This is a genomic window from Flavobacterium sp. (genome assembly GCF_036782315.1).
Classification (GTDB): domain Bacteria; phylum Bacteroidota; class Bacteroidia; order Flavobacteriales; family Flavobacteriaceae; genus Flavobacterium.
Genome location: NZ_DAIPZK010000005.1, coordinates 143,348 through 155,944, shown reverse-complemented (window position 1 = coordinate 155,944; position 12,597 = coordinate 143,348). Strand labels below are relative to the sequence as shown.

The 12,597-nt window shown below is 29.8% G+C and carries 13 protein-coding genes; 6 read left to right on the top strand and 7 right to left on the bottom strand.

What is annotated here, in order from left to right; translation table 11 throughout:
- Positions 1 to 361: 361 nt before the first annotated feature.
- On the bottom strand, positions 362 to 1,105 hold the full coding sequence (locus V7P59_RS06555; RefSeq protein WP_333809357.1) for a hypothetical protein: 744 nt from the start codon (positions 1,103 to 1,105) through the stop codon (positions 362 to 364).
- Positions 1,095 to 1,337 carry a hypothetical protein gene (locus V7P59_RS06550; RefSeq protein WP_333809356.1) on the bottom strand — a complete coding sequence of 81 codons (243 nt, stop codon included), beginning with the start codon at positions 1,335 to 1,337 and terminating at the stop codon, positions 1,095 to 1,097. The genes V7P59_RS06555 and V7P59_RS06550 overlap by 11 nt, the downstream gene beginning before the upstream one ends.
- 773 nt (positions 1,338 to 2,110) lie before the next feature.
- On the opposite strand from V7P59_RS06550, the gene V7P59_RS06545 reads away from it, so the two are divergent.
- Entirely contained in the window at positions 2,111 to 2,947 is an 837-nt protein-coding gene (locus tag V7P59_RS06545) for an RteC domain-containing protein (protein WP_333809355.1), read from the top strand.
- Positions 2,948 to 3,025: 78 nt separating this feature from the next.
- On the opposite strand, the gene V7P59_RS06540 is transcribed toward V7P59_RS06545, so the two are convergent.
- Positions 3,026 to 3,766: a hypothetical protein gene (locus V7P59_RS06540; RefSeq protein WP_333809354.1), complete on the bottom strand. Its 741-nt coding sequence runs from the start codon at positions 3,764 to 3,766 to the stop codon at positions 3,026 to 3,028.
- 68 nt (positions 3,767 to 3,834) lie between these two features.
- Entirely contained in the window at positions 3,835 to 3,984 is a 150-nt protein-coding gene (locus V7P59_RS06535; protein ID WP_333809353.1) for a hypothetical protein, read from the bottom strand.
- A 116-nt stretch (positions 3,985 to 4,100) separates the two neighbouring features.
- On the opposite strand from V7P59_RS06535, the gene V7P59_RS06530 reads away from it, so the two are divergent.
- From V7P59_RS06530 to V7P59_RS06510, 5 genes are all read left to right on the top strand, one after another.
- A complete protein-coding gene (locus V7P59_RS06530) occupies positions 4,101 to 5,747 on the top strand; it encodes a helix-turn-helix domain-containing protein (RefSeq protein ID WP_333809352.1) in 1,647 nt (548 codons plus the stop codon).
- A gap of 110 nt (positions 5,748 to 5,857) precedes the next feature.
- On the top strand, positions 5,858 to 6,163 hold the full coding sequence (locus tag V7P59_RS06525) for a helix-turn-helix domain-containing protein (RefSeq protein ID WP_333809351.1): 306 nt from the start codon (positions 5,858 to 5,860) through the stop codon (positions 6,161 to 6,163).
- A gap of 315 nt (positions 6,164 to 6,478) precedes the next feature.
- Entirely contained in the window at positions 6,479 to 7,324 is an 846-nt protein-coding gene (locus V7P59_RS06520; RefSeq protein WP_333809350.1) for a transcriptional regulator, read from the top strand.
- A gap of 140 nt (positions 7,325 to 7,464) precedes the next feature.
- Positions 7,465 to 8,088 carry an ATPase gene (locus V7P59_RS06515; protein WP_333809349.1) on the top strand — a complete coding sequence of 208 codons (624 nt, stop codon included), beginning with the start codon at positions 7,465 to 7,467 and terminating at the stop codon, positions 8,086 to 8,088.
- Between the two features lie 69 nt (positions 8,089 to 8,157).
- Positions 8,158 to 8,775: a hypothetical protein gene (locus tag V7P59_RS06510; RefSeq protein ID WP_333809347.1), complete on the top strand. Its 618-nt coding sequence runs from the start codon at positions 8,158 to 8,160 to the stop codon at positions 8,773 to 8,775.
- Here V7P59_RS06510 and V7P59_RS06505 read toward each other — a convergent pair.
- From V7P59_RS06505 to V7P59_RS06495, 3 genes are read right to left on the bottom strand one after another with little or no spacing between them, the layout of a single operon-like run.
- Positions 8,772 to 10,235 carry a hypothetical protein gene (locus tag V7P59_RS06505; RefSeq protein ID WP_333809346.1) on the bottom strand — a complete coding sequence of 488 codons (1,464 nt, stop codon included), beginning with the start codon at positions 10,233 to 10,235 and terminating at the stop codon, positions 8,772 to 8,774. The genes V7P59_RS06510 and V7P59_RS06505 overlap by 4 nt on opposite strands.
- A 47-nt stretch (positions 10,236 to 10,282) precedes the next feature.
- The gene (locus V7P59_RS06500; RefSeq protein WP_333809345.1) at positions 10,283 to 11,485 is read right to left on the bottom strand and encodes a hypothetical protein; all 1,203 of its coding nucleotides are present in this window, start codon (positions 11,483 to 11,485) and stop codon (positions 10,283 to 10,285) included.
- Positions 11,486 to 11,497: 12 nt separating this feature from the next.
- On the bottom strand, positions 11,498 to 12,484 hold the full coding sequence (locus V7P59_RS06495; protein ID WP_333809344.1) for an SH3 domain-containing protein: 987 nt from the start codon (positions 12,482 to 12,484) through the stop codon (positions 11,498 to 11,500).
- Between the last annotated feature and the right edge of the window lie 113 nt (positions 12,485 to 12,597).

Genomic DNA, 12,597 nt, shown 5'->3' with positions numbered 1-12,597 from the left:
ATTCACAACGTATTAAATTCAATATTTTCTCAAAAGAAAGTTGGGAATTATAAGTAAAATACAATTTTGAAAGCAATTCACAACTAGGTTGCTAATAATGTTAATTTTAATTCAGTTGGGAATTATAAGTAAAAATACAATTTTGAAAGCAATTCACAACTGAATGTCGATAAATGCGCCTTTGCTATATGTTGGGAATTATAAGTAAAAATACAATTTTGAAAGCAATTCACAACAGTTCCTAATGAAATGATTCTGTCTGGACTGTTGGGAATTATAAGTAAAAATACAATTTTGAAAGCAATTCACAACTATTCGATATGTATGTGTGTTTCTTCTAATGTTGGGAATTAAATTAATATTATCTCGTATAATAAGGTAAAACAAACTTAATAAACCAATTAGGCAATTTATCTGTTTTTAACTCCATACTCCCTTTATAAACCTCTGCAATCAATAATTGTTCTTTACCTGAATTATCAAAAAGATAAGCACGATAACAATGTGGAAGTGCTAAATGTAAGTTCTCAAGAGTTCTGTAGTAACGATCTATAATTTTATCTTCAGCGACTTCATGTCCCCCTTTTTCAACACGATTATTTACTCGGGATACATTTACCTCTGGACTATCTATACAAACAAAATACAAATAAGCATGGTAGCCTAAAGAAACAACGTGCTTAATTTCGTCAATTTTTGAAGTATGACTCATTACAGTCTCAAAACTGAACGACTTATTTTGTGTAATTAAAAGATGCCTAATAAAAGACGCAATGAAAGCACCTTCATAACTTTGTGTTTCTTTGGAAGCATCCACTATGAAATTTTCTTTAACAAAAACATCGATAACATGACCTTCTTCAGCAGCTTTATTAAATAATGTTTTAGAAGAATCTAAAATCATAAAAGCATCTAAATCATCTTGGGTAGCGTCTAAGCCAATCTCTTTCAAATCAATTAAACCTGATTCTGCTAATCTTTTTTCTAAAATATCAGCATTAATAAAGAAACCAGTATTGTAATTTTTAGAGAACTCATGAAAAAGTGTACTTTTACCAGACCCATTTGGTCCTGCAAAAATGCGTATTTTTTTATTACTTGGCATGTAAAACTAAACCTTTCTCTATTTTAAACGGTGTGTCAACTGAAGCCTCAATATGGTTTTTAACAATAGTCTTACCATCTGCATCTTCTTCATATACTATACCATCTTTAATATAGGAAACAGACAAACCCAATGCCTTTGAACCACTAAAAGCTCTTTTAGCTGAAACTCGTGCCGCTTTAACTAAAGCTTTGGTTTGAGATACATCTTTTCTAAAAACTATTTTTGACATAATACACAGTTTGAATTTAACTTCTTTGACAATACAAATATACTGAAATAGTAGCAATAAGTAATAACACCTAAACAATATATTCCTATTGCTAATTTAACGTATTTATTTAAACATTTGTTACAAATTAGATGTTAAATAGCAACAATTTTGTGGATAATTTTTATACTATATTTTTTTAAAACAATTCCAGCTTCGTCGCTTTGAGTATTTTGCATTTGTAAAGCCCAGGGCATTACAAATGCAAAATGTATCGAGAACTGTAGAAACGAGAATTAATATTGTATATAAATTTTATAGAATTACACCCAATTAATAACAAACAGCAAATAGTAGTAAAAACACGTATTTAATTACCTATAAAAACGTATTAATTTAGTAAACTAAATTAGTGAATTATGAAATGGTATGAAGTAGCTTTTATAATAATCTTTGTGATAGTTGGAGCTTATCTAAGAGGAAAAATCTATGAACATAAAAACGGATATTACCGCTATAAGAAAAAGAAGTAGTCCAAATTTTAAATTCGTAAAATAGAAAATAGTCTCCTGAACGCTATCAAATGTATAAATAAAAATATTTTTTGGGGTGTAACAAATAATTAAATAGTCAATTAAGCTAAATGCTTAAATTTCAATAATAAAGCATCAAATAAAACAACAATATAATTCGGGAATTTTAGTATTCAATTCGGGAATTACACACAAAACAACTTCATTTAATGAATTATCAAACATAGATTTGCGAAACAACCAAATCTAACTAAAATTGAAATGAAAAATTTTTCAAGTAAATTAATATCCGAATTAGAAGAACAAGTAGAAAACATCAAACAAGTAGAAAAAGACCCAGTCAAATATTCTGAGCAAGCTATAAATTGTACCATTATAGCATTAGAAAAATTAAAATCTTTTTTCAAAAATTATCAAATAACAGATAAAAAAGAAGAGATTGAATTCTTCAAAGAAATCAAACCAAAAATTACTAGTAAACTAATCTACTACAATGACGTCTATACCATAGAAATCAACAAACCAACAGGAGAAGACAAAAAGCAAATAAAAAACTTCTACAAGAAAGAAATTAGAAAAAGATATAACTTCTTTTCTAAAAATGCGGAAATATATAAGTACTACAGAACAAATAACAATTATCTAGATAAAAAATATTTTACTATAAGAAAGTACGATATTAAACTTACTCTTGAAAGTTATTATTTTCAATCAGACAACAACTTTTCAACTTCTCATGATTACTTATGGGCAAAAATTATAGCCAATGAAAAAATTATTTCTTATCTAAAAGCAAATCTCAACAAAGCCTTAAAAAACAAAGCGGATAATATTATAAATCAAAACATAAAATGGACAGCTAGTAAAGTAGCCTTAGTAGAACTCATTTATGCCCTACACAATGAGAGAGTAATAAACAATGGCGAAATAAGCCTAAATGAACTTGTGAAAGTGGCAGAAACTTTCTTTAACACAGAAATTAAACAACACAATAGAATATTTTTAGAAATAAGAAATCGTAAAACGATTGAAAAAACAAATTTCTTAAAAACAATTCAAGAAAACCTAAACAAAAAAATAATACAATTAGATAAATAATAAGCGGCTCTTCTAAAACTAAATAAAAGACTTCAATAGACTATTATTTGTTATCTTAGAAGAACCGCTTCCATCTAATTATTCATTAGTTTTAATACCACAAACTAATGAAGCGACTATTCTATCCCCTACGCTATTTTCATCACCTAAAAAGGCTCCATAAAGACTTGTTATCAAAGAATCCCAATCAGGGTCAGTATTCTTCTTTGGTCTACGCTTACTCTCATATGTACTATAACGTGCAATTGATGTGGCACTCAAAATAATGGATTTATCTGATAATGATAAAGTTGCTGATGTAATAATTTCATTTTCAAATTGGATGATATATTCCAATACAGGTGCACTCTCAAGATTCTTTTCAAAGAGCTCATTAAAATTTTCAAAGAAATCCTTTGTTTTATCTTGACCAATAAACGATAAAGAAGATTGTGTCAAAACAGTATCCAAACACAATGTCTTACAACCTAAAAGTTGCTCCAAAGCTATTACATTCGAAAAGGAATAATTTATCCCAGCAAGTGAAGTAAAATTTGAGTTTTTATTAGCTATACTCTCTACATCATATAAAACTTGCTCAAAAGACAATAAGCTATCAGGTTTTGTAGCATAATAATCTTGATAAAGTTCATAATGCAATTGCCCAACATAATCATAGGGATTATTCTGATTTATTGGTAAATCAAAATACATAGCTTCACCAATTCTATGGGTTGATAATGAATTGGATGGTGTTTGAAACTTAAATTCCAAATCTGTGGTTTCGTCACAAGAGTATAAAAGAAATAAAGATAGAATGCATAAATAAAATGGTTTCATGATTTTGTTTTTTTAAGATTGTACTGATTACTTTTTTTCATCAGTTCATCTTGCCCGGGTAAGCTGAACTAGGTTGGATTTACAGCTAATAAATCCTTTTGAATTCGAGGCAAAACTATCTCACAAAACCAGCCTCTACAAACCGTCATAATTTCAATTCCCGAATTAAACAATGTCAATTCTTGAATTGAACAAACACACAAAATCAAATTTTTCATTCCAACTTTAACTATTGTTTAGTTTTTATATTTTTTTAAACTAAATTTGCTATTAATAGCCTACTAAATTTACCAATCTACAACACCAGCAGATTAAACAATACAACCTATTTAAAATGAAGAAATTAATCGCTATTATAAGTGTAATAACTAACTATGCCTTACTACAAGCAACACCTGTGTTAGATAGTACTCTTATTCATTTAAGTAAAAGCGATTATGAATTTTTCTTAAGAAAAGTGAATGAAAACGAAAAGAATCTCAAGTTTAAAAAGGCATGGCTTTTAAAAGCTAAAAATGAAGAAAATCATGCAGAACAAATAAAGGCTTACCGCCAATTGATGATCAATGAGCCTATTAAAATAAAGAAAGTTTATGCCGATTCTATAATAACTATAGCTCTTAAAACTAAAAATCTAAACACAATTGGAAATGCCTATTTAAATAAAGGTATTGTATTTTATGAGAATAAGGAATTAGTGCAAGCATTAAACTTCTACATTAAAGCAGAAAGCTATTTAGAAAAATCGCAAAATCAATATGATTTAAGTAAGGCAAAATATGCTATTGCACAAACTAAGTTTTATCTTGGATTTTATGATGAAGCAATAATTATTTTCAACGAATTGGAAGCATTTTTTATCGAAGAAAATGATAGAGCTTACTTGAATACAATTCATGCACTTGGTCTTTGCAATATGAAAATAAGCAATTTTAATAAAGTTACTTACTACAATTCATTAGGTATAAAATTATGTCATGATTGGGAAATTCCGCAAATGATAAAATATTTTGAACATTCAGAAGCCATAAATAAATACCATAAAAAGGAATACAATTCTTGTATTGATAACCTAACAAAAATAATCTCATTGCTAACAAAAGAAAGTGATTTTGACAATATCACCATAGCAAACTTTTATATAGCTAAATCATATTGGATGCTCAATAAAACGAATCAAGCAATCCCCTATTTGTTAAAAGTGGATAAAACTTTTCTTGAAAAAAAATACATACGTCCAGATGTTAGAGAAAGCTACGAACTTTTAATAAAATATTACTCCGATAAAGGCGATGCAAATAAACAATTACTTTATATAAATAGATTGTTGGAAGTAGATAGTATCTTAAACCACAATTACAAATACCTTTCTAGAAAAATCTTCAAAGAATATGATGCTAAAAAGTTAATTAAAGCCAAAGCGGAAATAGAAAACAAAATGATTTGGAGAAATAGCATGGCATATGGTACTGCTACAATTTTCATTGTTGTTAGTTTTATTGGTATTCGTAAACATAGAAGAAAAAGTAAATACTATAAGCAAAAATTTGAAGAGTTAATGAGCGCTAATAGTAACGAAAAATCATTTGTATCTAAAACAACGGATAATGACTTAGAGATTAATCCTGAAATTATTGAATCAGCTCTAAAAAATCTTGAAAAATTTGAAAAAACAAAAAAATATCTAGAAAAAGATATGAATTTAAGTAAGATTGCTGCCTATCTAAAAACCAATACCAAATACGCCTCAAAAATAATTTTAAAACATAGAGGTAAAAAGACAATCGATTATATTAACGATTTAAAAATTGATTATATAATTGAGTTATTAAAAACGGAAAATAAATATCGAAATTACACCAATAAAGCGCTAGCAGAGGAAGTTGGCTTTGGCTCAACACAAAATTTTACAAGAGCATTCAAAAACAGAACCGATATTTCTCCTACATACTTCGTTCAAAAAATAAATGAAATGTCCTAATTCTTTTTAGGTACATTTTTCTATTTTTTCATCACAACTTGTGAAACAGTTGTGAAATAAAACCAACCATACACGCCACTTTTGCTCCATAACAATATAAATCATACGTTATGGCAGTAGAAACCGAAAGGTTCGCGAACACATCTAACAACAATAGAATGTATCGTGAGCAAATTATTACCCTAGAAGACTTAAACGAATTCAGAAATCTTTTATTAAATGATATAAAAGAAATCATTCAATCCAATCCCCAAAAAAACAAACAGTGGATCAAATCCAATGAGGTCCGCAAACTTTTGAACATCTCCCCTGGTACACTCCAAAACCTCCGCATCAATGGAACACTTTCCTACACTAAAATCGGTGGCATCAACTACTACAAATACGATGATATAGTAAAAATGTTAGAAAAGTAATATGCAAGAAAACACAAACACCTGCAACGGCACCTGTGAAGTGTGCACCTGCAAATCTCTCACGAATTCGGGAGTAAAAACAGTAAGCAATTGTCACACTGAGCCTAGCTCATTCCGACTAATCGGAATCGAGGTGCCATGGAAAGCAGGATAGACTGGAAGGCAGTTCAAGCAACTATCATTCCTATGCAAAGTAAAACACCTAAAAAGAAAACCTATGTTTCTATGTGGTAAACTTAATTTACAAAGTAGACCACCCTTTTAAGCACAGCTTAAAAACCACAACTTTAAACTTGAAACCTGAAACAACAAACCATGAACTACATCAAACACCTAACCGGCTTCTTCGAAAAAGTAGCCATAGATAGAACACTCAATCCTACACATGTAAGCTTATACATAGCCTTATTCCAATTCTGGAACTGTAATCGTTTCAAAAATCCAATCAGTATCAATCGCGATGAGGTAATGCGAATAAGCAAAATAAGCTCAAAAGCTACCTATCACAAATGTCTGAAAAACTTACATGGTTTAGGCTATATAAACTACCAACCATCATATAATCCGTTCAAAGGAAGTCACGTCATTTTATTCAACTTTTCAGAAGATTTGAAACCACTACCAAAAAATGAGAGAAAACCAAAAAATGAACCGCTTATTGAACTTGTTTCTGAACTAGTTGTAAACAAGTCGTGTACTAGTAGTGAAACAGGTAGTGAACAAGCAGTAGTACCTTCTATAAACTATATAAACAATACAAACATTTTAAACGAAAAAAACGTTTTAAACTTAGAAGATCAAGCAAAAAATTTTGAAGAAATAAATAATTCATCTGATAAAATTGTCACATCGAGCGAAGTCGAGATGCCAAAAGAAGAAAAAAGTTCCGCAAAAAAAGAAGAAAAGTTTGAACCTACAATTCAAGAAGTCAAAACCTACTTCCATGAAAACCACTTCCCAGGACTCGAAGCTCAAAAATTCTTCAACTACTTCAAAAGCGTCGGTTGGCTAGTCGGTGGAAAAACACCAATGTTAGATTGGCAAGCAGCAGCACAAAATTGGATGCTAAACGTAACAAAATTCATCCCAAACGCAGAACAACCAAACAGACCAAAACAACTAAACACCACAACCGATAAAAACTATGCAGAACCGCTTTAAAATTCCCCTACTTTGGAGAGCTTGTCCCGATTTTTTTTCGGGATGTGCCTGAAGGGCGGGGTGGCTAATCTATGTAAATCCGTTTAATCAACTTCATCCGTGTTCCAAAACCTTCGCTTTAGCGAACAAAATACAATAATATGAGTGAAAATTTAAAATCCCAATACTGCTATTCAGAAGTCATAACATTGCTCGAACAAAAAGGCATCGAACTATATGGCAATCATTTTAAAATTCTTGAAACCGATTATCCAATTATCTTCAAACTCATTGCTTATTTTCTAAAAGACGAGCCAACTTGTTTTCAACATGGAATAAACCTCAACAAAGGCTTATTACTAACCGGACCAATCGGCTGCGGTAAAACCTCATTAATGAATTTGATTAAATACCTCGCTCCTACCGAACAAAAATTCTTTTTAAAACCTTGTCGAGATATAAGTTTTGAATTCATCCAAGATGGTTACCAAATAATCCATAAATATAGTAATGGTAATCTAGATCAATCTGGACCAAGAAGCTACTGTTTTGACGATTTAGGCACAGAAAACAATCTAAAATACTTTGGTAACGAGTGTAACGTAATGGCTGAGATTCTTTTGAGTAGATACGATTTATTTATCTCAAAAAAACTTAAAACACACATCACCACTAACCTATCAGCCTCAGAAATAGAAACCCATTACGGAAACAGAGTTAGAAGTCGACTAAGACAAATGGTAAATCTAATTGCATTCGAAAAATCAGCACAAGACAAACGTTAATATTCCCATCCTTTGGAGGGGTGTCCGAAGGACGGGGTGGTAAAATTTGAAATCGTCAACTTAAAACACATGAAAACAATAACCAACTTCTGGAACCACTTCCAAAAAAATAATTTCATATTCCTTTTCATAATTGAAATTACTCACGAAGAAGTACAAATTAATTTTAATAAAGTTACAAGTCTTTTACACGACTACGATAAAAACTTAGATATAATCATCAAAACAAAAGAGAACAAAGGCGAACTAATTATTACTGCAAATGGAAATAAAGAAGCCTATGAAAATGCTTTTGAAATAGTAAGACAGGCACCAAAAATCGAACGATGGAAAATCACCGCTTTATTAAAACCTACATTAAATATTGAGAAATATGAATCTGGAAATGACAATCCATTTCGATTTTTTGGAATGGAATTAAAAATTAGTGAAATGTACTTCACTCCGATTAAATGGAATCATAAAAAAAGAAAAATAACAATCATTATTTGGATAAAAAACTACTTAGCTTACAAAAACATTACAGAGCTAAAACAATCACTTTACATAATTATAGAACATCTTTTAGGTGAAGATTTAGCAATCAATAATATCCAAAAGTTTAAAATCAAACAACTAGAAACAAATTCAAATCAACTAATCGAACTTTATCACCTGAAAGACTATATAACCTATATTAAAAATTAATATTGCTTAAACTTAGTACTCAAAAATTTTCTTGGATTAGTATTAGCTATTAACTCAAACAAAGATTCTCCAAGATAACCTCTCAAGTTCAAGTGCAAATCCTTCTCGGTATCTTTCTGACTCACTACATAATAATCAGAACCAAATAAAACTTTGTGCTTTACTTTTTCATCCTCAAGTATAAACTTTAGTAACGGAAATAAACTTTCATCATGAAGTATAAAGCTGATATCAGCGTAAACATTATCATATTCAATCATTAAATCATAGATGACTGACAACCAACTTGCATTCCACCAAATAGTTCTAGGATTACCGTGATTCAATGTATTTTTTCTCTTATGATAATCTGCAACACTATCGTGAGTAATATTCTTATTGTAGTTATTCCAACCATCATTCAAATATTTTTTCCATTCATCCTCACCACCAAAATGAGCCAAACAAATTTTTAATTTACTCAAATCTATAGCTTCAGAAGCTGAATTACCTAAGTAAATATTTAACAAATCCTTATTTAATAGACAATGATAATTCAAAGGATGTGTAAAATTGGTTGTATACTCAAACCCTTCTCTTTGTGGCAGAGGAATAGGTTCATAAATACCATCTTTCTTATTGTATTTTAAAATGGGATGTTGATTCCATTCTTGCTTCTTCTTACCTCTATAAAATACAGTTCCTTCAATACAATGAGTAATGATTGGGATTTCATTTTCTTGAGCAAAAAGATACATTTCAATCAAATCCTTGTCAAATGGATAATAGCCTAATGCAGGATAGAGTTTTATTCCATCAAACTGTTGTGAGTGCAATAAATGCTTTGCATAATTTTCATAATTTTTATGCTTTACTTCATTTCGAGTAGCAGCTATTCTTCTCGGGTCCAAAAATAAAAAGGGAAGCAAATTTTCTTGCTTTCGCAACTTCAAACATCGCAATTCTTCTAATTGCTCAAGATAAGGCTTAGCGGGCTTTCCTCCTTCCATAAAATCCATATCCATAGACAATACAACAAAACGAGTATTGTAATCATAACTTTTAGAAAGTAAATCAAAAATTTTAGACTGATCGTGATATAATGAATAGCGACCCAAAGTCAAAAATCTTTTAAATGTTTCTCTGGTAGATTTACTAAATACAAATTCTAATTTAAAAAAATGCATTACAACTTTAAACAGCCAACCTAAAATAAAAAATAATATTTCAAATAAAAGATGAAGAACAATAGTTTTTCTAAATAAATTTTTAATAAAGTACTTTATTAACGTTAACCTATTCCTAAAAACTTTATAATTATAATTGCCCCTAGAGGTAAAATTCTTGTAATACCATTTTACTAAACGCATAGTAATAATATGATGCAAACCTAGTGGCATCAATCGTTTACCAAACTTATTAGGCACATGGTCTATGGTAAAAATATGTGTATGAGTATTATAAATAGGCTTATTTATCATTGTTTCTTTCTTAATTCAAAATACAAAATCTTAATACTTGAGAATATTTAACTATCAATCTTAATAATTTCTAATTCAACCATTTTATCAAAAAGGATTCGAAGACAACTTTGTCCATTAGTCTCAGTATCCCAATACAAACGATGCATTCGAATTCCATCCATTGTAATAAAATTAAAAAAGTGTTGAGATTTGTCTGGAGAGATTTCATAATTCAAATTAATTGGCTTTAATAACGAATCTCGAATGCCATTCAATGCCTCACCTCTTGTAGAATCATTTCTAAAATTAGAAGATAAGGCATCAGAAATCGAATAAACATTTAGCCATTTAATTTTCTGTTCTATCACTAAATTTCTATTCTTAAAATAGCTATTGTAATACGAATTAATAAACTCGTATGGATTACCAATAGTAATTAAAACATCTGTTAATAATTTCGCGTTTTTAGAAGGCATAGTACCTAAAGGAAATAAATAATCGGTAGCTATCAAACAACCAAAACTATAACAATGGAAATGAATTTTAGACTCTGGTTCATTTTCAGAAATATATTCAACAAGCAAATCCAAATTACCAGAAATCAACTGACTCTGTATCCCATCATTTAAGTATTGGTCAGCACAAGCAAATTCAGTAGCAATTGAGGTGACAATTGTCTTCGATTCCGGAATTACAAGTAAAACAAAAGTAGTCAAAGGCACCGTCCATTTATAAGCCTCTTTTATATAATTAGGCAAATTACCTGTAGAACTTTCTATAATAGCCAATGCTTTTTTAGCCACTTGAAAATCATTTACCATATCAATGGAAGCTGGTATTAAAAAAAGAACAGCTAACGATACTAAAACCAAAATCGAAAAGGCATAAAATGTTAAGTATGGGCGATTATAGTGATCATGAACAAAAACACGCTTGAGAAGTTGTGGTAACTTTTTTAAAACCAACCAAAAAAGTAATAAATTCTTCAACAAAATATTACGCTTATTGAATCTTTCTGTCAATAATTCATGGTATTCAAATTCATAAAAAGTATAAACAACCTCCTCGCTTTCTTGCCCTTGTCTAACAACTCTAACAACCTTAGAGGTATTCTTCCCTGAATAAGTAATAATTTCACTTTTTAATTCATAAGAAGTTCCTCGCTCATTAAATAATAATTCATTTTTAAAACGTTCAGCATATTTCAATACGTTTTCTTGATGAAAAGATTGACCTAATCCTGAAATATAAATTCCGATATTCTTCATAATCCTAATTATCTAAAATTTTAAATACTTTCCACTAACCCATTTATCTTCTAAACCTATTTTAAACCAACCATTATTTTCTTCAAAAACAAAAACAATCTCACCTTTTTGAAGACTATATTGTTTCTCAAATTTCACATCTGGTCCTGTTCTAACATTTAAAGTAGAAGTTTTTACCTCTGCTCTTTTTACTTCTTTAGTGTATTTTCCATAAATCCAATGCGATTGAGAGGAAGAAATTTTATACCAGCCATCTTGTATTTCATAAACTCTTAAAATGGCTCCCATAGATAAACTTGGACGTTCTTTAACTATTGAGCCCGTAGCATTTGGCATACTACGAACATTCAATTTTGAAGCAGTAACACAAACAAAACGCAAAACAGATTCTACATCAGTTTTAGGCAGTATACCATTAAGCTGTTCAATAACCAATGGCTTAAACTCTTGCTCAAAATCAACAACTTTATTACCTCCAAAAAATGCCGTTCCAGGACATGATTTGGTATTTACACCACCATTTGTCCTTAATCCATTATCCAATCGAAACCAGTGATGATAAACTATTGAATTAGAATCAACTGGTAAATTGAAACGTTTACATAAAGCTGCAGTAACAATTAAAATACTTTCCTTTTGAGAATCAGTCATTTTATCTCCATTACTATCAAAATTTCCAAAATTTTCTATACAAATGGAATGAGCATTTTGATTAGTGATACAAGCTGGTGATTTTTCTAAACTTCGTCCAGTTAAAATACTCCCATCAGGAAAAATAGTAAAATGTTGTCCAATGTCTTGCCATCCATTCTGAACAATATGATATTGTTTCATAGCTAGTTGACGCTCAAAATGATTAGTACCATTAAAATGAGAATAGTTAGGTATATAGGTATGATGCTGCTGAATTTTTAATATAGTTCTCCCAACTCGAATAGTTGATATCCAATTTTCAAACTCCATTGGTTTAAGTTTTGTAAAACCGTGCTTTATTTCCATAAGTATAATTTTAAAAATAAAAGTAGTAGACTAAAGTTTGACTATCAATACGTGAAAACACGTAATTATTCGTTATAAAAAATTTTAAAATTGATTTCCATATCAAGTTTAAA